Origin of the sequence: Collinsella intestinalis (assembly GCF_902364775.2) — a bacterium.
GTDB lineage: Bacteria > Actinomycetota > Coriobacteriia > Coriobacteriales > Coriobacteriaceae > Collinsella.
Map to the genome: position 1 here is coordinate 28,951 of NZ_CABJEU020000002.1, position 24,241 is coordinate 53,191.

Annotated in this window: 16 protein-coding genes; 13 read left to right on the forward strand and 3 right to left on the reverse strand. The window is 64.6% G+C overall.

What is annotated here, in order from left to right; translation table 11 throughout:
* Positions 1-72: 72 nt before the first annotated feature.
* Positions 73-1,686 (forward strand): MFS transporter, encoded by a 1,614-nt coding sequence (locus FY258_RS05880; RefSeq protein ID WP_259324472.1) that lies wholly within the window; start codon positions 73-75, stop codon positions 1,684-1,686.
* A gap of 48 nt (positions 1,687-1,734) precedes the next feature.
* On the opposite strand, the gene FY258_RS05885 is transcribed toward FY258_RS05880, so the two are convergent.
* A complete protein-coding gene (locus tag FY258_RS05885) occupies positions 1,735-2,619 on the reverse strand; it encodes an MBL fold metallo-hydrolase (RefSeq protein WP_182279454.1) in 885 nt (294 codons plus the stop codon).
* Positions 2,620-2,731: 112 nt separating this feature from the next.
* Here FY258_RS05885 and tilS point away from each other — a divergent pair, with 112 nt between their 5' ends.
* The 5 genes from tilS (at position 2,732) to FY258_RS05910 (ending at position 9,758) form a co-directional block, all read left to right on the forward strand.
* A complete protein-coding gene (tilS, locus tag FY258_RS05890; RefSeq protein ID WP_395858344.1) occupies positions 2,732-4,297 on the forward strand; it encodes a tRNA lysidine(34) synthetase TilS in 1,566 nt (521 codons plus the stop codon).
* Positions 4,298-4,354: 57 nt separating this feature from the next.
* On the forward strand, positions 4,355-4,903 hold the full coding sequence (gene hpt, locus FY258_RS05895; RefSeq protein WP_118104102.1) for a hypoxanthine phosphoribosyltransferase: 549 nt from the start codon (positions 4,355-4,357) through the stop codon (positions 4,901-4,903).
* 1 nt (position 4,904) lies between these two features.
* The gene (ftsH, locus tag FY258_RS05900; protein WP_118104113.1) at positions 4,905-7,163 is read left to right on the forward strand and encodes an ATP-dependent zinc metalloprotease FtsH; all 2,259 of its coding nucleotides are present in this window, start codon (positions 4,905-4,907) and stop codon (positions 7,161-7,163) included.
* Between the two features lie 291 nt (positions 7,164-7,454).
* Positions 7,455-8,258 carry a phosphatase gene (locus FY258_RS05905; protein ID WP_118104115.1) on the forward strand — a complete coding sequence of 268 codons (804 nt, stop codon included), beginning with the start codon at positions 7,455-7,457 and terminating at the stop codon, positions 8,256-8,258.
* Between the two features lie 141 nt (positions 8,259-8,399).
* The gene (locus FY258_RS05910; RefSeq protein ID WP_259324473.1) at positions 8,400-9,758 is read left to right on the forward strand and encodes a lipase family protein; all 1,359 of its coding nucleotides are present in this window, start codon (positions 8,400-8,402) and stop codon (positions 9,756-9,758) included.
* 4 nt (positions 9,759-9,762) lie between these two features.
* Here the strand turns inward: FY258_RS05910 and rlmD are convergent, their stop codons facing one another.
* Positions 9,763-11,028, reverse strand: a complete 1,266-nt coding sequence (gene rlmD, locus FY258_RS05915; RefSeq protein ID WP_118104119.1) for a 23S rRNA (uracil(1939)-C(5))-methyltransferase RlmD — start codon at positions 11,026-11,028, stop codon at positions 9,763-9,765.
* Positions 11,029-11,267: 239 nt separating this feature from the next.
* On the opposite strand from rlmD, the gene FY258_RS05920 reads away from it, so the two are divergent.
* The 7 genes from FY258_RS05920 (at position 11,268) to FY258_RS05950 (ending at position 23,094) form a co-directional block, all read left to right on the forward strand.
* Positions 11,268-12,212: an amino acid ABC transporter substrate-binding protein gene (locus tag FY258_RS05920; RefSeq protein WP_310592058.1), complete on the forward strand. Its 945-nt coding sequence runs from the start codon at positions 11,268-11,270 to the stop codon at positions 12,210-12,212.
* 90 nt (positions 12,213-12,302) lie between these two features.
* Entirely contained in the window at positions 12,303-12,956 is a 654-nt protein-coding gene (locus tag FY258_RS05925) for an amino acid ABC transporter permease (protein WP_118104121.1), read from the forward strand.
* Between the two features lie 67 nt (positions 12,957-13,023).
* Complete coding sequence (locus FY258_RS05930) at positions 13,024-13,788, forward strand: amino acid ABC transporter ATP-binding protein (protein WP_118104123.1); 765 nt, start codon at positions 13,024-13,026, stop codon at positions 13,786-13,788.
* A 116-nt stretch (positions 13,789-13,904) separates the two neighbouring features.
* A complete protein-coding gene (locus FY258_RS05935; RefSeq protein WP_118104125.1) occupies positions 13,905-16,289 on the forward strand; it encodes a tetratricopeptide repeat protein in 2,385 nt (794 codons plus the stop codon).
* 292 nt (positions 16,290-16,581) lie between these two features.
* Positions 16,582-18,648 (forward strand): elongation factor G, encoded by a 2,067-nt coding sequence (locus FY258_RS05940; RefSeq protein ID WP_118104127.1) that lies wholly within the window; start codon positions 16,582-16,584, stop codon positions 18,646-18,648.
* A 244-nt stretch (positions 18,649-18,892) separates the two neighbouring features.
* Positions 18,893-21,544 carry a metallophosphoesterase family protein gene (locus FY258_RS05945; protein ID WP_182279455.1) on the forward strand — a complete coding sequence of 884 codons (2,652 nt, stop codon included), beginning with the start codon at positions 18,893-18,895 and terminating at the stop codon, positions 21,542-21,544.
* 509 nt (positions 21,545-22,053) lie between these two features.
* Positions 22,054-23,094 carry a hypothetical protein gene (locus FY258_RS05950; protein WP_147350721.1) on the forward strand — a complete coding sequence of 347 codons (1,041 nt, stop codon included), beginning with the start codon at positions 22,054-22,056 and terminating at the stop codon, positions 23,092-23,094.
* 9 nt (positions 23,095-23,103) lie between these two features.
* Here the strand turns inward: FY258_RS05950 and FY258_RS05955 are convergent, their stop codons facing one another.
* Positions 23,104-24,162, reverse strand: coding sequence for a ribonucleotide-diphosphate reductase subunit beta (locus tag FY258_RS05955; RefSeq protein WP_118104133.1), 1,059 nt, complete (start codon positions 24,160-24,162; stop codon positions 23,104-23,106).
* Positions 24,163-24,241: the final 79 nt, after the last annotated feature.

Sequence of the window (24,241 nt, forward strand, 5' to 3'; positions counted from 1 at the left end):
CGATATTCATATGATGAAGATACCTACTTTTTCGTTATGGCGTGAATAAAGCGCCGTTGGATGGTGATGGACATGAGTTCCACGTGCGCGTGCAAGGAACGGGTCGAGGTGGCGCGGGGGCAGGGCGGTTCCGTCGGCTCCAAGGCCACGATCTCCCTGGCGGTCCTGGCGTTGGCGCAGCTGGGCGTTTCCGCCGACAACGGGGCGTTTTCGGTCGCGATGTCCGAGATGATGAGCGTCTTTGGGTGCTCGGTCGCCGACGTGCAGCTGGCAAATACTGTGTATGCCCTCATGGCCGGCACCTTCATGCTGGCCAGCGGCCTGCTCGGCCTGATGGTGGGGTGGCGCCGCACGTTCGTGGGCGGCATGGTACTCATGGTCATCGGCGAGATCGTCACCGCCCTCGCCCCCGTGGTCGAGCTGCTCATCTGGGGCGGTCGCCTTGCGGTCGGCGTCGGCGCGAGCCTGGTGATCCCCTCGGTTCTCGGCATGGTGCCGCTGTTGTTTGAGGGGGATAAGCGCAAGCAGGCCTACGGCGTCATCGCGGGCTCCGCTGCCCTGGCGACCATCGTTCCCATCCCGCTTGGCATGCTCGTGGACAATTTCGGCTTCCGTTTCACGTTCGGTGCGCTCGTCGCCGCGAGCCTGGCGCTGCCGGCTTCCCAACCGCGCGCATCTAAGAAGTTCGATCTTGTGGGGGCGGCCCTCGCCTCGATGGGGCTGTTCGCTGTGATGTTCGGCTTGTCACGCATCTCCGCCTGGGGCGTAGCCGATCCGCTGCCCACTGCCCCGTTCACCATCTTCGGTCTCTCGCCGGCGCCGTTCATCGTCATCGCGGGCGTGGCGCTGCTTATTGTGCTCATTCCGGTCGAGTCGTGGATGGAGCGCGAGCACGACGTCGCCATCCTGCCCTCCAGCTTCATCAAGAGCGCGCAGGTTCGTTCCGGTGTCGTGGCGATTGCGCTGCCGTTTTTCTACATGGGCGCACAAGGCCTGGTGGCCACGTCCTTCTACCAACTCGTGGTCGGCCTCGGCGGCACCAGCACGGCGCTTTTGGGCATCGTTTCGGGCGTGCCGATGCTCGTGCTCGCCATGGGCATCCCCCGCAAGTTCCCCCAGGTGAATTCCTGGCTCGTGGTGCGATGCGGTTACATCGCCATCGCCCTCGGTGCGATTATGGCGGCCTTTGGCGTGCGGGGCTCCGAGTTGACTTCCATAATGGTGCTCGGCACGTTGTTGGGCGGAATCGGCGTTGGTATGGTGAACTCGCAGTCGAACAACCTCGTCGCCTCCGCCGTCCCCGCGCATGACGCGCAGCAATCGGGCGGCATCCAGGGCGCGGCGCGAAACCTCGGTCTCGCGCTCGGCTCGGCCGCCATGGGCTCGGTCATGCTCATCGCGGTGAACATGGGTCTCGATGCGCGCGTCGAATCGACGGCCGTCCTCGACGAGCCCGTCCGCACGGCGCTCGAGCAGACGGTCTACACCTATGAGGGCGACTTGGCCTTCTCCGCCCGCATGGACGGCATGGGCGTTTCCGATCCCGTCGCCGGTGAGCTGATCGCGGCCAACCGCGAGGTTCGCGCCAACGCCGGCGCCATCGCGATGTCGACTGTCGCCGCGCTCGCGGGGCTCGCCCTGTTCACCACGTTTCCTAAAAGATCCAAGGACGCGGCGGGAGAGTAACTGCCGCCGCGCGCCGCGCCGTTATGGGCGACCCGTCGCCCTCGGGTGCTACAGGACGGAGAAGGGGCGATTCTGACCGGCGGGGCGGATGTGAAGGTCGGCGGTATCGCCCGGGCGCTTGAGCGTGGCGCTCGAGCCGAGCTCGTTGTCGAGTTCGGCTCCCAGGGCCGCGGCGAGTGCTCGCACCGCCAGGCTCGGCCGGTTGTTCTCCTGGGAGATGTGCATGGCCACCACATGTTCCGTGCGCTCGCTCACGAGGGCGGGCAGGGCCTCGGCGGCCTGCGCGTTGGAGAGGTGCCCGCGGTCGGAGGCGATGCGGTCCTGCAGATGGCGCGGATAGGGGCCGCAGCGGAGCATCTGCGTGTCGTGATTGCTCTCGAGCGCGAGGATGCGCGCATCCGCCAGCAGCTCCATGGCGCGCGGCGGCAGCATGCCCGTATCGGTGGCGTAGCCGATCGCGTCGCCCGCGCATGAGAAGCGGAATCCCACCGGGTTCACCACGTCGTGCGAGGTGGGGAAGGTCTCGATGCGCACGCCTGCGACCTCAAGGGCATCCCCGGGCGTGAAGGTCTCAAAATCGAGGCAGCTGAGGTATTTGCGTTCATCCACCGTGCCCTCGCTGGCAAACAGGGGGCCGTTGAAAATCTTGACCCACACGGATATGCCGCTCACATGGTCGGTGTGCTCGTGCGTGAGGATGAGCGCCCGCACATCGCGCTCGTCGAGCCCCAGCTCGTGCATGCGGTCGAGGACCTTGCAGCGCGCAAAGCCGTTGTCGATCATGATGAACCCCTCGGGCCCCTCCACCAGCGCACAGTTCCCGCGCGAGCCGCTGCCGAGGATGTGCAGGCGCAAGGCGTGCCGACGCTCGTTTTTGGCGTCTGCGCCCGGCGTACGCTGTTCGGCTGGGGATGCGCTTGCGGAGTGGGTCATGTCTGGTCCAATCAGTACAATACAAGGCGGATGAGATGGGCGTGCCGCACGGGATGCCGCACGCGTGGAAATGACGGGCAGAATCGCCGCCGCCCGTCGCGAAAGGCGATACATGCCAACGGTTTCACAAAGATACGGGTCCGGGCACGCGCCGCATGCGCGCACAGCGGGCGAACGGGGGCAAGCCCTCGCGGCGCCGGTGGTCCTCATGGTATCAGGAGGTGCGGACTCAACGGCGTTGACCTTGATGGCCTGCACCGGAGAGCTCGACATCGACGACGGGCGCGGCTGCGCCCGCATTGCCCGCGAGCGGCTGCACGTGCTGCATGTGAACCATCATCTTCGCGGCGAAGCCTCCGACGGCGACGAGGCCTTTGTGCGCGATTTGTGCGAGCGCCTGGGGCTGCCCCTGTGCGTGGAGCACGCCCACTTCGCCGATTTGGACGGGCGCAACCTCGAGGCGGCCGCGCGTGATGTGCGCTACGCCGCGGCGCGCCGCTACGTGCGCGAGCTCTCGCGGCAATCCGGCACACCCCGCACCGCGGCGCGCATCCTCACCGCGCACACGGCGAGCGATCGCGCGGAGACGTTCTTCATGAACGCCATCAAGGGTTCGGGCGCCGCGGGCCTTTCGAGCATTCCGCGTCGCCGCAACATCATCGTCCGCCCCCTGATGGACCGCACGCACGGCGAGCTCGTGCGCTATCTGCAGGTCGCCGGTCAGCCCTGGCGCGAGGATGAGAGCAATCGAGATACGAGCTACCTGCGCAACTTCGTGCGCCATCGCCTGATGCCGCTCGCCGCCGAGCGCAATCCTGGCGTGGCGCGCAGCGTGGGCGCGGCCTGCGACATCCTGGGCGATGAGGACGCTTTCATGTCCCAGCTTGCGGCGACCGCGCTGCGAAGCTGCACGCGGCGCGAAGGGTCGGGCCTCGTTGTGCTGGACGCCGCCCGCCTCGCCGCGGCAGAAGTTGCCATCGCCCGCCGCATGGTGCGCCTGGCGGTGAAAAGGATCGCGCCGGAGGCCCGTTTGGAGATGCGCCATGTCGAGGCGGTGCTCGCCTGCGTGGCGGCGGGGGAGGGTTCGGTCGCCCTGCCCGAGGGCGTCGATGCACGCATCGAGTTCGGCACGCTCTCCTTCCGCACCCCCACCGAGCGCGAGCGCGCGGCGACCGGCTGGCTGCCCGTCCCCGGCTCCATGGCCGTCGCGGGTGGTCGGGTGCTTGAGAGCGCGTTCGTCCGCGTTCCCGAGGGGCACGACGCCGTCAGCCTTGCCCGCGGGCTCAGCGCCGAGGCGGGTGGCGGAACGGTGGCCGTGATCGACGCTGCGGCGCTGGGATATGCATCGCGCGACCTGCAGCGACTCGCCGAGGACCAGCGCTGGGGGGCTTCGGCCGCCCAGGGAGGGGCGGACGGCGTCCGCCTGTGGGTGGACGGCCCGGCGGCGGGCGATGTGATGTGCCCCCTGGGGATGCAGGGGCGCAGCAAGAAGCTCTCCGACCTCATCAACGAGGCCCGCGTCCCGCTCGCCGAGCGCGCGGGCGTCCCGGTTGTGCGCAGCTCTCCGGGGGGCGCGATCGCGTGGGTCGCGGGAGTTCGTGCGGACGAGCGCTTCAAGTGCACCCCTACTAGCTCTATGCTGGTAAAATTAACGATTCGTCCCATTGGCGACGTGTAGCGTCCCCGAATGCGGGTATGCTTCAACCATCTTGTACATGCATGCGAAAGGGAAGTCATGGAAACGATGCATCCTGATGTCGAGAAGGTCCTGTTCTCCGAGGAGGACATCGCGAATATGGTCAAGCGCCTGGGCGCTCAGATCTCCGAGGATTACAAGGGTAAGGACCTGGTCCTCATCGCCGTCCTGCGCGGCGCCGTCGTGTTCATGGGCGACCTGATGCGCGCCATCGACACCGACCTGGCCATCGACTTCATGGCCGTGTCCAGCTACGGCAACGGCACCAAGTCCTCCGGTACCGTCCGCATCATCAAGGACCTCGACATCGATATCAAGGACCGCGACGTCCTGATCGTCGAGGACATCCTCGACTCCGGCCTCACCCTCAAGTACCTCATGGCCAATCTCGTCAGCCGCGGCCCTGCCTCGCTGGAGGTTTGCACCTTCCTGTGGAAGGACGTCGAGGGCAAGCAGGCCGCCATCGACCCCAAGTACGTGGGCACCCACTGCCCCGACGAGTTCGTGGTGGGATACGGCCTCGATTATGCCGAGCACTACCGTAATCTTCCCTATGTGGGCATCCTCAAGCCGGAGGTCTACGCGTAGCATGACCGACCGCAACGACGAGCGCTCCTCTGGCGCCGTCGCCCTCATGGCCGGGGGCGACGGCGCCGGTTCGAACGGCGGGGGCCCTACGCCTCCCGGTGGCGTGAACGGGGGTCCGGCCGCCGGCGGCCCCGCTGCCAGCGGTCCCAACCGCCCGACCGGCCCGAGCCGCACCAACTACATCTACCTCGCCATCGCCTGCATCCTCATGGGGTCCCTCTTCTGGAACCTGGGCCGCGGGGCGGGTCAGGGCGGCAAGCCCGCCGAGCTCGCCACGAGCGAGTTCGTGGCCGCCGTGGAGGCCAACCGCGTCGACGAGGCGACCTACACGGTGCTCGACGGCACGGTCGAGGGCACCTATTGGCCCGAGGGCGAGAAGAAGACCGAGGGCAACCTCGAGCGCTTCTCCTCCACCTATGTGGGTTCCGATGCCCTGGCAGAGCTCATGGCCGCCCACCCCAAGACCACGTACAAAGTGGACACCGAGGACCCCGACATGCTGATGAACCTGCTGGTGGCGATTCTGCCCACCGGCCTGCTCATCTTCGTCATGTTCTACTTCATGCGCCAGATGACCGGTGCCAACAACAAGGCGATGCAGTTCGGCAAGACGAACGCCAAGACGACCGAGGCCACGCGTCCCAACGTCAAGTTCAAGGACGTCGCCGGCATCGACGAGGCGGTTGAGGAACTCGAGGAGGTCCGTGACTTTTTGGCCGACCCCGAGCGGTTCCGCAAGCTCGGCGCCAAGATCCCGCGCGGCGTGCTGCTGGTCGGTCCTCCCGGCACCGGTAAGACCCTGCTGGCCAAGGCCGTCGCCGGTGAGGCGGGCGTGCCGTTCTTCACCATCTCCGGCTCCGAGTTCGTTGAGATGTTCGTGGGCGTGGGTGCCTCGCGCGTGCGCGACCTTTTCAAGAACGCCAAGGAGCAGTCGCCCTCGATCATCTTCATCGACGAGATCGATGCGGTCGGCCGCCAGCGCGGTGCCGGCCTGGGCGGCGGCCACGACGAGCGCGAGCAGACGCTCAACCAGCTGCTCGTCGAGATGGACGGCTTCGAGGAGAACGAGAGCGTGATCCTCATCGCCGCCACCAACCGTCCCGACGTCCTCGACCCGGCGCTGCTGCGCCCGGGCCGTTTCGACCGTCAGATCACGGTGGACCGTCCCGATGTCCGCGGTCGCGAGCAGATCCTGCGCGTGCATGCCGCGAACAAGCCGCTCGACACTGATGTCAGCTTTGAGAAGCTCGCCCAGCTTACCGTGGGCTTTGCCGGCGCCGACCTGGCGAACCTCCTCAACGAGGCCGCGCTACTTACCGCCCGTCGCAACCGCTCCCTCATCTCGATGGACGAGATCGAGGAGTCCATGGAGCGCGTCATGGCGGGCCCGCAGCGCAAGAGCCGCGTGATGACCGAGGCCGAGCGCCGCATCATCGCCTACCACGAGAGCGGTCACGCCCTGGTTGGTCATGTGCTCGAGAACTCCGATCCGGTGCACAAGATCTCGATCATCAGCCGCGGCCAGGCGCTCGGGTACACGATGCAGCTGCCCGCCGAGGACCACTTCCTCAAGTCTCGCCGTGAGATGCTCGACGACCTCGCCGTGTTCCTGGGCGGCCGTGTTGCCGAGGAGCTCATGTGCGACGACATCACCTCCGGTGCGAGCAACGACCTGGAGCGCGCCACCAAGATGGCTCGCGAGATGGTCACGCGCTTAGGGATGAGTGATGAGCTCGGCACGCAGGTGTTCGGCGAGGCGCAGCACCAGGTGTTTTTGGGTCGCGATTACGCCGACCATCAGGATTACTCCGAGGAGACGGCGCGCCGCATCGACGCCGAGGTCCAGCGCATCATGCGCGAGGCCCACGAGCGCGCGGTGGAGATCATCTCCGCCCGTCGCGAGCAGATGGACCTCATGGCCCGCGTCCTGCTCGAGCGCGAGACGGTCGAGGGCGATGCCGTGACCGCCCTGCTCGACAATGAGTGGGATGCCTACCTCGAACGCGAGGGCGATATCGTCGCCGCCAAGGAGGCCCGCAACGACGCGGCCGCCAACGGTGCCGATCCGGCCGTGGTGGATGCCGAGCGCGCCCGTCGCGCCAAGCCGCGCCAGAGCGACGAGGAAATCGCCGCAGAGGCCGCCGCGTTCGCGCAGGCTGCCGTCGCGGGGGATCGAAATCTCGAGCCCGACGAGGGTGTCGAGTGCGGTGCGGATGTCGAGCCCGACGGGGGCGCCGAATGCCCCCGGAGCGATTCGTAATTTATCGATGTGACACAATGTGCTGGCGGTGCGATATGTGCCCGCCAGCACATTGCTTTTTCCTGGGCCCAAATTCCCACATGTGCACCCGCACCGCCTGCGGCTGCACCGGCTTTCTCTATGGCCGGCCTAAATTGCTTATGGGAATCCGACACATGGCGGGTGTCAAAAAGAAGACAAGCATAGGCAAATGCCCTGGTCCATGGATAATGTTTCAAACGAGAGAGTGGATTCGCTGCCTGCCGGGCAGTCGCTGATGGACGAATACCGGAGTTGAGAGAGGGGACCGTGATGGGTTATACGATTATGGGCGATGTGCATACGCATACGCTGTACTCGCGCCACGCCTATTCGACGATCGAGGAGAACGTCCGCGCCGCTGCCGAGGCAGGTTTGGAGATCCTCGGCTCGGCCGATCACTTCAGCGGCATGCTCTATCCCGAGCAGCACCTGCGCAACTTCCAGTACTTGATCAACATGGGCGTGTGGCCGCGCACCTGGCACGGGGTCACGGTCCTGCATGGCTGCGAGGCCGACGTGGTGGGCCTCGACGGGTCGCTGTTCGGTCAGGATATCGTGGTGCATTGCGATATCACGGGGCGTGACCTGGGCGTGGAGCGCACGCTGTTTGACCGCGCCACAGGCGATGCGGATTACGTGATTGCGAGCGTGCACGACGGGTCGTTCGCCGAGGGGGCGTCGGTGTCCCAGGTGACCGATATGTACGTCGCCGCTCTGGAGCAAGAGAAGGTGTTCATCCTCGGCCACACGGGCCGCTCGGGCCTGCCCTACGATATCGACACGGTGCTGACCTGCGCCAAGGAGCGCCACAAGCTCATCGAGATAAATGAGCATTCTCTCGAGGCGGGCGATCGCTATCACGGCGTGTGCCGGTCCATCGCGGAGCGTTGCGCTGAGCTCGGCGTGGGCGTGGCGGTGTCGAGTGATGCGCACGTGGCTCCGCGCATCGGACAGTTTCCCACGGTCGAGCGCATGCTCGAGGAGATTCACTTCCCCGAGGAGCTCATCATGAACCGTGGCCGCGAGCCGTTCCTGCGCGAGCTGGCCGCCGCCGGTGTGCGCGATTTGAGGTAACGCAGGGGGCTTGTGCGCGGCTTTGATCGCCGGTCCGTTTCGATGCTTCCATCACAGAAACGTAAGGGTTTCGTCACATGCGCATCGCGCTCCGTTGGTATTCTTGGGCGAACGATTCGCCCGAGGAGAGGAGGGGTGCGTATGGATGGACGGAGAGATTGCCGTGGGTCGGTGTTGCGGCGTATGCTGCGGCGGCTGCCGTGCGCCCTGCTTGCCTTGGGCCTGACGGCGACGCTCGGGTCTGCCGGGGTCCTTGCCACCCGGCGCGCGCAAGAGCTCACGGGGCGCGGCGCCGTGGAGCAGCCCGGTTTGGATGCTGCGTATGCGCAGGGGAGTGAGGGCTCGGCATCCGAGGCCGAGGCCGCGCATCCCGCGCGCTTCGCGACCAATCTCACCTACACGAGTCTTGATGCCCCAGGTGACGGTTCGGCGGTCGCCCGCGTGACGTGGGACGATGCATGGTTTTCCGCCGATGAGGGCGACTATAACCATGAGCTCGCCCAAACATCGTCGGTACTTGCCGCGCTCGCCTACGCGGAGTCGGGCTATTACCAGGCGCGTGAGAACCATCCGCCGTATATGGAGAACGCCCTTGCCTCACTGGGGTTTGGCGAGGTTTCCACCGAGTCGTACCGCTATCGCAGCAAAGTTGTCGACGAGGTGCTTGATCTGGCGACGGGTGATGCCGATGGTGCTGCGTACACGATTGCCCGCAAGCGTCTGGGTTCCGGGCACGACGGCCCTGCGCGCGACCTCATCCTGGTGAGTGCGCGGGGCAGCTACGGGTCGGAATGGCTGAGCAACCTCGATCTGTCTCGCGACGAGACCGGCGACCATGGCGGCTACGTGCGCGCTGCGCGTGAAATCGGGGCGGAGGTCGTCTCCTGGGCCGAGGAGTCGCGCGCGCTCGGTGCAGAGGTGTCGGTTCTGCTGGTGGGTCATAGCCGTGGCGGTGCTATCGCGAACCTCGTAGCTGCCGAGCTCGACGACCTCCGTGCGCAGGCGGGTGACGCAGCGCCCTTCGGTCCCGTGTATGCCTACACGTTCGCCGCCCCGGCGACCACCCTCGCTTCAGATGCGCGCTCGGAGCGCTACGGCAACATCTTCAATATCGCCAACCCTTCGGACATCATGCCCTACCTGCCGCTGTCGGCCTGGGGATACGAGCGTTACGGCGTCGATCTTGAACTTCCGAGTGCTGGCTGTGCGGATTTCGATCGCCTCGAGGACGAGATGCGCGCGGTGTATCGCGAGTCGGTTGGGGTGGAATGCTCCGCCGATGCCGCCGACGTGCTCATTGCCCGTACGGTTTGCGACAATATTGCCGCGGCGGTGGGTTCTGCCGAAGAACTCGTCACTCCCGTTGGCGCGCTCACGACATTCCGGTTGCTGGCAACGCACGTCGATCCCGTGCGGATCCTCTACAGCCATTATCCCAGCACGTACATCGCATGGATGTCCGTCACCAACGAGTCTCAATTGGGGACAGGCACAAATTGAGACATCAGGGGCGTGTGAGGACGGCGACGGTTTCGACGTGCTCGGTGTGGGGGAACAGGTCCACGGGCGTCAGGCGCTCAAGGCGATAGCCGGCGCGTCCGAGATGCTTAAGATCGCGCACCTGCGTGTGGGGGTTGCAGCTGATGTAGACGATGCGGCGCGGTGCGAGGGAGGATGACGCGTCGAGGAACTCGGGCGTCGACCCGGCGCGCGGCGGGTCCATCACCAGCACGTCGACATGGTCGCCTCGACGAGCCGCCTCGAGCATGTATTCCGTGGCGTCCCGGGCGATGAAAGACGAGGTTCCATCCAGGTCGTTGAGCTCGGCATTGCGCACGGCGTCCCGTACGCCCTCGGGGTTGCGCTCGACGCCGGTCAGGGCGATGTCGAACCCCTGCTTGCGCGCCGCTGCCGCCGCTGCAAGGCCGATGGTGCCGCTGCCGCAATAGGTGTCGAGGACGGCGTCGGAGCCGGCGAGGTCCATGCCGTCGATTGCGAGCTGGTAGAGCACCTCGGTCTGCTGCGGGTTGACCTGGTAAAACGAGACGGGTGAGATTTCGAACGTGCAATCGAGGAGGCGATCGGTCATGCGCTCGCGGCCCGCAAGGATGCGCGTCTGACCGCCGAGGATGGCGTTGGTGACGCGGGGGTTGACGTTTTGCGCCACGGTCACGAGTTCGGGATGGGATTCGATCAGGCGGTGCGCAAGTTCGTCGAGGCGTTCGACCTCGAGGCTGCGCGTGACGATCGTGAGCATCGATTCGTCCGTGCGCCAGCCGCAGCGGAGCACGGCGTAACGCAGCTGCCCGCAGCGGCGGTCTTCGTCATATGCGGGGATGCCGAGTTCGGTGGCAAGATGCGCCACGTCGTTGAGCAGTTCGCGCGCCCCGGGCGCCTCGACGGCGCATGCGGGGCAGTCGACGATATCGTGCGTACCGCGGGCGAAAAACCCTCCGCGCACCGAGCCGTCCGCGGCGGGTGCGAAGGGGGTGGCTGCCTTGTGGCGGAGCGCCCGCGGTGAGGCGAGCGGGGCGTCGGCTACGGTCACGGGTCCGCTTTCGCGCGAAGCTCCCATGCCGAGCACCGGCTCGACCTGCGCATCCCAGTCGAATTGCGCGATAAGCGGTTCGAAGAGCTCGCGCATGGCCGTATGCTTGCGCGCAAGTTGCTTGCGGTAGGGCAGGCCGAGCCATGCGCAACCGCCGCAGCTGTGCATGATGGGGCACGGGGCTCCGGCATCGGTGTGCTTTGCAGCGGGTTTCTTCGCCATGGCTGGTCCATTCGGTCGTCGTTCTTCTGCACGGTATAGTACCAAGCCCCGCCGCGAAGTGCGTGTACGGGCGCGATGGCTTCGCCGGCACGGATGCGCCCGCCAACGCTATCGCGTCCGCATCTTTGGGAAGATGAATAATCGCGTTCCCACTTGTACTCCATCACAGTAAAGTGTTACCCTTCCAACCGTCGCGCAAGCCACTTTAGTTAAGTAAAGTGCTACAGAAGGGAAGAATCATGAAGAAGATTGGGAAGCGTTTTGAGAACACCGTCGCCGATTCCGTTGCCGAGCCCATTCGCGCGGGGGACCTCGAGGTTGCGCGCGGCCCCGGTGTGACACGCCGCTCGCTAGCGGCGGCGTTCGCGTCTGCCGCCATGGCACTTGCGCTGTTGGCCGGCTGCGGTGGGGCCCCTGCGGGTGATGCGGGAGGCGATTCTGCCCCCGAGGTGCAAGCGGATACCTCGGCCAGCGCGACCGGCACGTTGATTGTCGGCTTCGACCAGGCCTACCCGCCCTACGGATACGTGGGCGATGATGGCGAGTACACCGGGTTCGACCTCGACCTCGCCCAGGCGGTCGCCGATCGACTCGATTGGGGGCTCCAGCTCGAGCCCATCGACTGGGATGCCAAGGACGCCCTGCTCAAGTCGGGCGCCATCAACTGCATTTGGAACGGCTTTACCATGGAGGGCCGCGAGGACGACTACACCTTCTCCGATCCGTACATGCTGAACGCCCAGGTCGTCGTTGTCCGTGCCGACAGCGGGATCTCCGATCGCGCCGGCCTGGCTGGAAAGACCGTGGTGACCCAGGCTGATTCGGCTGCCGAGAAGGTGCTGTCCAAGGACGCCGCCGACCTTGCTGCCACGTTCGCCTCGCTCGAGACCATCGGCGAGTACAACACGGCTTTCATGCAGCTCGAGTCGGGCGCCGTGGATGCCGTGGCCTGCGATTTGTCCATTGCCCGTTATCAGATGTCCGCAAAGCCCGATGCATATCTCATGCTCGACGAGTATCTCTCCGAGGAGAACTACGCCGTCGGCTTCAAGAAGGGCGACACCGCTACGGCCAAGAAGGTGACCGAGGCGCTGAAGAAACTGTACGAGGACGGCACGGTTGAGCAGATCGCCGCCAAGTACGCCGATCAGGGTCTGACCATGGACAACTGGCAGATCAAGTAAGTGGTGCTCAGCATGACGCGCTCGAGGTGCACGTGCCCGGGCGCGCCTTTTGTGTGCGTACCGGGTCCGTTGGGAAAGGACGATATTCAGGTGGATATCACGACCATGATGCAGATGCTGGGCGAGGGTTTCATCACCAGCTTGCAGATCTTCGCGCTCACGCTCGTCGGCGCCTTGCCGCTCGGCGTCGTGGTGGTGGCGCTGCGCATGTGCCGATTCGCGCCGGTGCGCCTCATCGCGCGGGCCTACATCTCGGTGATGCGAGGCACGCCCCTCATGCTCCAGATGTTCGCCATCTATTTCATGCCGTTCTACGTCTTTGGCGTCCAGCTCACGCCGTCGTCGAAGTGGCAGGCGGCAATTTTCGCGTTCATCGTGAACTACGCCGCGTACTTCGCCGAGATTTACCGCTCCGGCCTGCAATCCATCCCACGCGGGCAGTACGAGGCCGCCGAGGTCTTGGGGTATTCCAAATTCCAGACGCTCGTGCATATCGTCGTGCCGCAGGTGGTCAAACGAATCATGCCGGCCATCGGCAACGAGGTGATCACGCTGGTCAAGGACACGTCGCTCGCGTTTGCCATCGGTGTCGGGGAGATGTTCTCCACGGCAAAGGCGCTTGTCGCCTCGCAGGTGAGCATGGTTCCGTTCGCCATCGCGGCTGCCATCTACTGGACGTTCAACTTCGCAGTGGAGCTCGTGCTCGGCTCCATCGAGAGGCGCCTCGCCTACTATCGCGATTAGTGGGGAACCCGTAATTCCTGTTCACCGCAGCATGCGGCTCCGTGCATCTATTTGAAGGGTGGCTCTCATGCCCGCTGTCGTTTCAATCAAAAGCGCGCGTAAATCCTTTGGGGCGGTTGAGGTCCTGCGCGGCATCTCTCTGGAGGTCGCTTGTGGCGAGGTCGTCGCGGTCATCGGGCCGTCGGGCGGTGGTAAGTCGACGCTTCTGCGCTGCATGACGCTGCTCGAGACGCTCGACGCCGGTGGGCTGTCGTACGGCGAGGTGGATGTGGCCGTGCCGGGGGAGGGCGGCACGAGTGTGTACGCAAAGGGCGACGTGCTCAAGCGCGCCCGGGGCAGGTTCGGCCTGGTGTTTCAGAACTACAACCTGTTTCCGCATTTTACGGTGATGCGCAATATCGTGGACGCGCCGATTCGCGTCCAGCGTCGCGACCGCGCCGAGGTGGAGCGGCGGGCTTGGGAGCTGATCGAGCGCATGGGCCTTGCGGGCTGTGAGGACAAGGTGCCCTGCCAGCTCTCCGGCGGGCAGCAACAGCGCGTGGCAATTGCTCGAGCCTTGGCCATGGACCCCGAGGTCATCTTCTTCGACGAGCCCACCAGCGCGCTCGACCCTGAACTCACTGCCGGGGTGCTGCGGGTGATCCGCGGGCTCGCGGCCGAGGACATGACGATGGTCGTCGTCACACATGAGATGGACTTCGCGCGTGAGGTCGCCGACCGCGTGGTGTTCATGGACGGCGGTGTGATCGTTGAGGAGGGGCCGGCGGAGCAGGTGCTCGACAATCCGCGGGAGGGCCGCACCCGCGCATTTCTCGCTCGCATCGAGAAGTGACGAAAGCCGATCGCTCCGGTCCGCTCACGGGAGTGGATGGTTGGGTCCGTGCGCTTTGGTAGCATGGGGAAAGCCGAAAAGCCCGCCCGAGCGGCGGGAGATTGGGAGTGTGGACCATGTCGGACAAGCTTTTCAAGTTGCCCCTCTTCGCCAAGACGCAGCAGCTCCAGTCCATACCCGGTGAGGATGCCAGGCGCGTGTTCATGATCACCGAGGCGATCAAGCCCCAGCCTGAGAAGAGCATGGGTTACCTGGTCGAACAGGTGAGTGGTCGCCAGGTGAGAATCCATGCATGGCTCGCCATTGGCGGCGCCATCTTCACGTGTGACGAGCCGATCGAGGAGCGGCCCGAGCGCAACCCCGACGCCGGTATGTCCAAGGACGATACCGGCGACATCTTCTTTTTTGTCCGCGCCGAGGGCAGGCCCGTGAAGGCCGCCCATTTCACGCAGCGCGAGAAGGACGGGCGCCTGACCGTTTCCAGCTGCATGAACGACCTTGGGCCCTATGGAACGGGGGTACACGACATCGACGTGATGGGTGCTGCCTGCTATCTGACGCAGTGGATGCTCCCGCGTGAGCACGGCGAATCGATGCCGACCCTGACCGTCGCCGATATCCTGGACACCTTGCTCGAATCCTCCTATCCCGATGCGCTCGACGCCCTGGTCTATCGTGGGGGCAAGGAGGGCGCGAGCGGTTTCGAGCGGTATGCCTCGCGCTCCCTGGCACAGGCCGGTGCCGAGTTCGTACGCCCTATCGCGGCGACGCACGACATCGATATTCGCCGTCTGAGCTCGACGGGGCTGTTCTGGACGGGATGTGACAAACGCGAGCTCACCGATGAGCAGATCGATACCATCCAAGCCGTGGAAGGTGCGCTCAACCGCCTGGTGTTCGCGGAGCATTACCTGGGCGAAGATTCGTCGCCGATGGTGGGAGGCCTGACCGAGGGCGCGTGCGAGCGTGCCGCACTCTCGTCGCTGCACTCGTTTGCATCGGTTGCGGAGCGTCTGATGCGCGGGTGCGACCGCAAGAGCGACTATATGGAGCTCGCCGGTGCCCAGGCGAGCCGTGGCGGCGAGTGGGACCTGCGCACGCGCTTCGCGGCGGCGGCAGAGGGCCTGCGTGCGCCCTTCAATTTCGATTACGTGTTCACCTGCGATGCCGCTTCCGGCGTGTTCGCGGTTCAGGCGACCGTTCCCGTGGCCGGGGCGTTCCCCTTCCAAAGCGAAGCGGAGCGCAACGACGCACGCGCCGCGTATTCACTGCGTCTTGCCATGACGCTTGCGGCGGTAGCCTTCGGAGCGGGCGTCGGGGTGGTGCGCGCGGTCGTGACGGTGCGCGAGCGCAGCATCGACGGGCCCGCGATCGTTTCACTCGGGTTCAGCCGCCAATTGTTCACCATGCAGCTTGTGCCCGCCCTGCAGTCCGGCGCTATTCTCGACGCTTCGCTTTCGCCGGGGGAGCTTATCGAGGCCTTCTCGCCTCGTACGCTGCACATGGAGACGGGCGAGCTGGGCGCGCTGCTGCCCATCGAGCCGATTGAGGCACCCCTGCCCGACCGCTTGGTCAAGATGGCCGAGGACGCGCGCCCGTTGCCGGCCTCCCTGGTCGAGCCCCTGCGTGCGGACCTCGTGTGCGATCTCGATATCTTCGACACGGGCGACGATCCTCTGCGCGACCGCTATCGCGAGATCTCCGACCGTATCCGCGAGGCCTCGGCACCCGAGGAGGAGGCGCCCGTTGCCAGCGAGCTGGCCGACCTGATCGCCGCTTACGATGCCGCCGAGATGCTCGAGGAGAGCGCGGCCCGGCCGCTGTATTGCGTGAACATGATCTCGCGCATTATCGTGAGCGAGCACGACGACGGCCCGCAGACGCGTTTCCGCAAGATTCCCGACACCATGTTCGACGCGCGTTCGATGCTGTGCCGCATCTATCGCGAGCAGGGCAACCTCGAAGACGCGATTCGCCTGGGCGAGGAACTCGTCCACCTTGCCCCGACCTCCTTCACGGCTTACCATTCGCTGGCCCTCGCCCTGCGCGAGGCCGATCGCATGGAGGACGCGGTGCGCGCGCTCCTGGATGGCCTGACCGTCGCCGCCGACCCCACCGATATCGCCTGCGCGTATTACCGCCTGGGCTTCTACTTCTGGCAGGGCGGCGATCCCTCACTCGGCTTGGCCTGCTACACCATGGTGAAGCCTGGCACGTATTTCTACGGCGAGGCGCAGTCCGAGATGCAGGAGCTCATGCAGCAGAGCCACCTGAGCCGTCGTCCGGACCTTGACGAGGCTCGGGCCCTCCTGCGTGCCGACGGCGTCCCGGTGGCGCCCGTGCCGCAGCTGGGAGAGATGGCCGCCAAGGCGGGTATCGCCCTGGTCGATGCCGGCATGTTCGACGCGGCGCATTCGCTCGTGCACTTCCTCTCGAGTTTGGACGTCGCGCCCAACAGCTTCGACGTGCTCGCCTCGGTCCGCCGCTCCCTCGTGCAATAGCCCCAATTGGGGACAGGTACAAATTGAGTCATTTCGCCACGGCAACGCCGGCCGCCCAGATGAGGGGCGGCCGGCGTCATGTTGTTGGTGGGCGTAATTCGCGTCTGTCCCCAAGTGAGACGTTTCCACGCAAGCCGCCCGCGGCGCCCGTGCCCACGCTTGCCGATGGGCGTGCAATTGCATCCCCGCGCGGGGGTAGGCTCAGGCCATACGGCTGTCGTGCGGGGATGCACAAGGCACCTCGCACGCATTTTCGGCGCGAATATCTCGCGCTGGGAAAGGGAGGTGTCCCATGGGTGCACCCAAGACTGGCAATGTGAGGAACGTGGTGCTCGTAGGCCAAGGCGGGGTGGGCAAGACCTCGCTCGCGGAGGCCATGCTCCACCTTTCCGGCAAGACCGCCCGCCTGGGCGGCCATGACGGCACCAAGCCCACGCTCGACTACGACGCCGAAGAGGTCAAGCGCGAGTTCTCGATCTCAACTGCCATCGCCCCGATCGACTGGAAGGGCGCGCGCATCAACGTGCTCGACGCCCCCTGCTATCCCGATTTCATCGGCGATGCCTACGCGGCCATGAGCGTGTGCGAGACCGCGTTGTTCGTGGTCGACGCCGCTGAGGGCCCGCAGCCCACCACCGTCAAGCTTTGGTACGCCGCCGAGGACCTGCGCCTCGCCCGCGCCGTGTTCGTGAATCGCGTGGACAAGGAGAACGCCGACTTCGATATGTGCCTCGACATGCTGCGCGAACGCTTTGGCATGCGCTTGGGCGCCGTCACGCTGCCTTGGGGCATCGGCGAGGATTTCAACGGCATCATCGACCTCGTCCGCATGAAGGCCCGTCATTGCGACGGCACCAAGCAGACCGAGACCGAGATCCCCGAGGAGTTCCGCGCTGCCGCCGAGGCCGCGCATGAGACGCTTTGCGAACTCGTGGCCGAGGCCGACGACGAGCTCATGGAGAAGTACCTCGAGGGCGAGTCCCTCACCCAGGAGGAGGTCGAGGGCCTGCTCGCCAAGGCCATCGCGCACCGTCTGTTCGTCCCCGTGTTCGCCGGTTCCTGCGTGAAGGAGCAAGGCGTGAACTCCCTCATGGACGATGTCGCCACCTACTTCCCCGCGCCCACCGACTACGGCGAGATGCCGCTCATCGACGGTGACACCTTGAAGATCTCCTCCGAGGACGATCGCCCCGTGGTCTTCGACTTCAAGACCCTGAACGACGCCCAGCAGGGCCGCCTGTCCTTCCTCAAGGTGCTCACCGGCACCATCGAGCCGGGCATGGAACTCGTCAACGCCCGTACCCGCAAGGGCGAGCGCCTGGCGCACCTGTACGTGATGTGCGGCCGCGAGATGACCGAGGTCGGTCACGCCTATGCGGGCGATATCGTGGTCGTTCCCAAGATGGCCGCCGAGACGGGCGATACCCTCTCCGTGACCGGCAAGGTCGAGGCCGCTGCGTTCAAGTTCCCCAACTCCCAGTACCGCATCGCCATCGAGGCCGAGAATCGCTCCGACGAGGACAAGCTGTTCACCTTCATCGAGAAGGCTTGCGAGGCTGACCCGACCATGAGCATCGATCGCGATGAGGAGACGGCCCAGACCGTGATCTCGGCTGTTGGTGAGGCTCAGGTGTCCGTGCTGCTCAACCGTCTTGAGGATCGCACCAAGGTCGCTGCGCACATCGTTCCGCTGCGCATTCCGTATCGTGAGACCATCCGTCGCGTGGCCTCCGCCCAGGGCCGTCATAAGAAGCAAACCGGCGGCGCAGGGCAGTTCGGCGACTGCTACCTGCGTGTCGAGCCGCTGCTCGACGGTACCGAGTACGAGTTCGTCGACGAGGTCGTGGGCGGTCGCATCCCGCGCGCGCTCATCCCCGCCGTGGACAAGGGCGTTCAGGAGACCATGAAGGACGGCGTGATCGCGGGTTACCCGCTCACCGGCATTCGCGTGGCTTGCTATGACGGCTCCTATCATCCGGTCGATTCCAACGAGATGGCCTTCCGCACGGCCGCGCGCATCGGCCTCAAGAAGGCGTGCGAGGACGCCGATCCCGTGGTGCTCGAGCCCATGGAGAACATCACGGTGACGATTCCCGAGAGTTACGCCGGTGCGGTGATGGGCGATGTGTCCGCCAGCCGCGGCCGCGTGACCGGCATGGATTCCAATGACCGCGGTGAGACCGTGGTAACCGCCACGGTGCCCTACGCCGAGCTCGTGGACTACGCCACGCGTCTGCGTTCGCTCACACGTGGCACCGGTGACTTTACGATGGAGCCGGCCGGCTACGAGCAGGTTCCCTATGACGTGCAGCAAAAGCTCGTCGAGATTTTCGAGCACAACCGCGCTCAGGGTAGGTAGATCACGTTCGGAGCGAGCGGATCGCGCTCCGCCTTTCGCACTGGGCGCAGTTCGCCCGAAGTTTGATGCGTAAGGACCGGTATGTCGAAAGGCATACCGGTCCTTTACATGCAGGGCGGTTGTTTGTTGTCCGCCTATTCAGTTCCTTACACGGTTTCGTATGAGTCTAACGCGGTCGTTGCGGCCCTCTGATACGTGGGCTCGAGGATTAATGGGGCATATGTACACGAATGGATGGAGCAGCATGCCGCATTCTCACAGCGCCGACCGCACTGGAATCTCGCGCCGCGGGTTCGTGACCCTCTCGATCGCCGGCGCGGGTGTGACCGCCGCCGCTATGGTCGCGCCCGAGGCCGCCTACGCCGACGAGCCCGCCTTGGCGCCCGTGGTTGCGGATTACCCGAACCAGATCAAGATCGCCCACCTCTCCGATACGCACTTCTTCTCCAAGCGCCTGTACTCGGACTGCCCGGACTTCACGATCGCCGAGCACTCCGACCGCAAGATGTTCCGTGAGTCCGGCGGCATCATCAAAAAGGCCATGGATGAGATCGTGGCGTACCAGCCCGACCTGGTGATTCTTTCCGGCGACCTCACCAAGGACGGTGAGCTCGCCTGCCATCAGGACATTCACGCGATGCTCTCCGACGCCAAAAAGCGGCTCAAGGCCGCGGGTAAGGAGGCTCAATTCGCCGTCATCAACGGCAACCACGACATCAACAACGATCTGAACGGCCGCGACTTCTCCGGCGGGTCTGCCGAGCACACCGACCTGGTCGACCCCCTCGCATTCAAGGAGCTCTACGCCGATTGCGGTTACGACGACGCCATCGCCATGTTCGATCAGGGCGGCTCCAAGGGCGGCAGCCTCTCTTACGTGGTCCGTCCCGCCAAGGGCGTGACCCTCATTGCCGTCGACTCCTGCAAGTACTCAACCGACCAGAACGGCCTTGATGTGGACGAGCATGTCACGTCGGGCGTGGTGGGCGAGAAGCTCCTGCAGTGGATCGAGAGTCAGGCCAAACAGGCTCGTGCCGCCGGCGACATCGTGTTCGTGACCCAGCACCACGGCGTGGTCCCGCACTTCTCCATGGAGCCGACGCTCATGGGCGAGTATCTGGTCGACAATTACGAGGAGTGCCAGCGCCGCTACGCCGATGCCGGCGTCTCTGCGGTGTTCACCGGCCATATGCACGCCAACGACATCGCCAGCATCACCACCGAGGCAGGCAACACCCTCTTCGACATCGAGACCTGCGCCACCGTGACCTATCCGAGCGACATCCGCTTCGCGACGCTCGGTTGGGAGCGTGAGAAGGGCACCGCGAACGTGCGAGCCACGCTTGCGCTCGAGAGCCATTCGCTTGGTTCCGTCGATTACACCGACTTCGACAGCGGCTCCGTGACCCGCATTCCCAACATCGAGGAGTACGGCCATGAGCGCCTGCTGACGGTCGACGTGGTTAAGACCATGATCGCCGACGCCCTGGTTGCCCCGATGCTCGATCAGGCCGCGGCCAACGGTGGCGTGAAACCGCTCTTGGCCCAGCTCGCCGGTGGCCTCGGTATCGGTGACGGCACCGCTGCCGCACTTGATGGCGCGCTGTTCGGCGCCGTTTTTGGCATGCTGCCCCAGAGCGCCGAGGAGGCGTTCATCATCGAGATCCCGATTCTCGGGAGTGCGGGCATTTGGGCGAATCCCGAGAACCAGCGCGTTATGGTCCAGAAGATGGAGGCGACGGCCGGCGTGGAGCCTTATGTGCTCACGCTCGACGCCGCCACCATGGCTGCCGTCCAGAGCGCTCTCGTGAGCGAGCCCATGGCAGCTGCCGCAGGCTGGTCCTACTACATCAGCGCCGAGTCGCTCGCCAAGTTCCTCACCCCCGTCTACGCGGGCCTCGACTCTCTGCTGGTTTCCGGCGGCAAAGATCAGGTCCTCGATCTGCTGCGCACTCTGGTTGAGACCCTGGTCAACCAGAAGGTCGCCGACGGGGCCAACAGCCTCTTCGACCTCATCAAGTTCGCCTACGGCGACCACCTGCACGGCGACGAGACCTGCCCCGCGTGGGTCGAGACCGCGACCGCCCAGATCAAGCTCACCGGTGACGATGCCGAGGGTGCTCCGGTCGCCGACGGCTCGCTCACGAGCTTCCTGTGCGCCACCATCAACGACAGGGCGGTCCTGGATAAGCTCAACGCGCTGCTGAAGGGGATCAAGATCAACCTCAAGGACCTGCTGGTCAAGGAGAAGGGCAACATCGCGATCGATATCGCGCTCGGCACCATCAAGGACCTCAGTGCGATCTTTGGCCTGCTGGGAGAGACCCCTGGCAACATGATCCCCAATATCCCGACGCTTGCCGAGTTGGCGCACGGCGCGCTGTACTCCCTCACGCACGATGAGAACCAGCTCGGTGACCGCGTGAATACGCTGGCGACCGGCCTGGTCGATCCCGACTGGAAGCCCGGCGGCGGCAACGGCGGCGGTGACGGCGATGGCGATGGCAGCGGTTCTGGCAACGGCGGCGGCAATGGCTCCGGCAACGGCAGCGGTAACGGCGGCTCCGGCAACGGCAGCGGTAACGGCGGCTCCGCTGGTGGCGGCTCCGGCAACGGTAGCGGTAATGGTGGCTCCACTGGCGGCAGCGGCTCCAGTAACGGCGGCTCAACTGGTGGCGGTGCTGCTGGCAGCGGCTCCAATGGCGGTAGCAGCAATAGTGGCTCTACCGGCTCCGGAGCCGGAAGCAGCAGGCCTGCTGCAGGCAAGCTCCCCCAAACCGGCGACCCCAACAGCTTCGCCACGGCTGCCCTGATGGGTCTCGGCGCCCTCGCCGCCGCGTTCCATATCGGCTCGCGTGACGAGGCGACTGATTCCAGGGACGCCGAGGAGCTTTAGGCAAAGCGTGCACGGGTGCAAGCTCCGTTATCCATTTCGGTTTCCGCGGCAAGGGGCTTATCTCGAATGCCGAGGAGTTTGGTCCGGTGAGTTGCGAGATGTGCTCCGCAATCGGCTTAGCCCGGACACCGAGGAACCTGGGCCAGCGTTGAGTTTATGCGCGATTGGAGGCTGTGCACGATTTATCTGCCGCTGTAGGAGCTTGTGAACGATTCGTTCACAAGCTCCATTTTGTCGACGCTTCTACCTGCGGAAATGACGGACCGCTAACACCCCAAATTTCGAAACCGTGCATAAGTTCCAATCGTGCATAGCCTCCAACCGCACGCGGCTCATCATCCACGGGTCTGCCGCGCACGCCTCCAGCCTTGCACGGCCTATCATCCACGGGCCTTACCTGGAACTGATCTGAATCTGGTCTCCGTCTGCCCGCGCTGGACAGATTGAGAACAGCTGCAAGCACAGGTCACGCGGCACTTTTCAAAATTGTCTCCAACGATGCGAGGCTCGTGATCGAAGATGCAGACATGAGCCTCGTGTTGTCACATAGAACTGCTTGGGCGCTGCATCAGACGCCACTGAACCCGCGTGATGTACGTGGCTCGCTGCCTGCTGAGTTCCAGACATTGGCACCGGGGCCGGTCGATATGTGCCTGGTTGAGCGGGCGCGAAGGCTTCTCGTCGCGCGCGGTATCCCGTACGAGCATCTGGACAGGATGGACGTCTCGGTTCTTCGCGCGTGTGATCGAAGGTCCGGTCATGGCGTCTCAGCGCATGTTTGGCCGTATCCGATACCGCCCGGCGGGTTGCTCCGGCTCGATAAGGGGATCTTTGTCGTTTCGCCGTTGCTGTGCTTGCAGCAGTTGGCAGGGTCGATTCCCAGGCGCGAGCTCGCCGAATGCCTGATGGAGGCGTGTGGGCGCTACGCGGTGCCGCCGAATGGTGGTGCCATGGTTTCGCGTGAGCCACTCGTCTGCGTCGACGATGTGCGCCGGCTTTGCGCGGAGGCCGTGGGTCAACGGGGTGTGAACAACCTGCGGCGGACGCTCAGATTTGTGCGTGATGGGGCGCGTTCCCCGATGGAGACGGCGTTTTTTCTGATGCTCCTGTTTCCCAGGAGGTTTGGAGGTGAGGGGATTGAGAGTCTTGAGATGGCTTTTCGCATCGAGGTGGCGGGGGAGGCGCGCCTGCTGACAAGGCGTTCGCACTTCGAATGCGACGCGTATCTTCCGCAAGCGAAGGTTGATTTGGAATACAACGGAATTCTGCATGAGGAGGAGGGCCAAATCGCAGTTGATGTCGAGAGGGCGAACGCTCTGGAGGCGATGGGGTATCGAATGATGACGATCACTCGTCAGTCATTTTTTGATGGGGAGGCCTTTGGAAGACTGATGAGGGCTATCGAGCGCAGGTCGGGGCATCGGCAGGTGCGCGTGGACTCGGACTTCTTGAAGCGGCAGGAGGAGCTGCGGCGGTTCGTGCTCAGGAGGTATTTGGCCGAAAGCGGAGTCGCGGATGACGAGGCTTGCGCGCTCGGGGAGATGGCTTGAGCTCCGCCCTTACAGGTCGTCCACCAGTGCGGTGCTTTTGGCGTAGGCGGTGCTCTTCGCTTCGAAGAAGTCGGTCTTCACCATGTTGGCGTTCGAGTACTGGCTCACCCATGCCATGTCCGCGGGTTCAGTGCGATACCCCTCGTAGAGCTGGCCGAATCCCAAAGAGCTCCAACGAAGATTGCCCAGGTACTTGATATAGCCTTCAACCATGTCGCCCGTGAGGCCGGGAATCGCGTCTCCCAGCACGTACCTGCCCCAGGCGATTTCCTGGCGTACGCCCTCCTCGAGCATCTCGCGCAGCATCGCCACATTCTCGTTGGAAAACAGCTGCGGTTCTTCTTTTTGCAGCTCCAGGATGATGCTGCGGAACAGCCACAGGTGCGTGTTCTCGTCACGGTTGATGTAACGGATCTCCTGCGCGCTGCCGGGCATCTTGCCCATGCGCGCGAGGTTGTAGAAGAACATGAAGCCGGAGTAGAAGTACACGCCCTCGAGAATGTAGTTCGCCATGAGGACGCGCAGGAACGTGCGGGCATCGCGGTGCTCTTGAAACTCGTTGTACAAGTTGCCGATGAACGTGTTGCGCGCGAGCAGATGCTCGTCGGTTTTCCACTGGTAGAGGATCTCGTTGCGCTTGGCCGGGTCGCAGATGGTGTCGAGCATGTAGGAGTAGCTCTGTGAGTGCACGCTTTCCTGGAACGCCTGGATGGACAGGCAGAGGTTCACCTCGTTTGCGGTGATGTACTCGGCGATGTTGGGCAGGTTGGCCGACTGCAGCGAGTCGAGAAACACCAGGAAGGAGAGGATCTTGTCGTACGCGGCGCGCTCGGCTTCGCTCAGGCGCGGGTAGTCCTTGACGTCTTGGGTGAGATTGATTTCCTCGGGGATCCAAAAGTTGTTCATGGCCTGGCGGTACCAGCTGGACACCCAGGGGTATTTCATGTTGTTGAAGTCGTTGAGGTTCGTGGTGTTGCCGCCGATCATGCGGCGGTCGCGCACGTCGAGGTCGCCGTTGGGGTTGAAGAGGGGCTTTTTGACGAGGGCTTGGTTGTCGGTGAGGGTCATGGTATCGCCCTTTCAGGACGGGATGGATTGGTCTGCATGCGTGCCTTTGGGCTTTTAGTATACGATACAAAACAAGAAA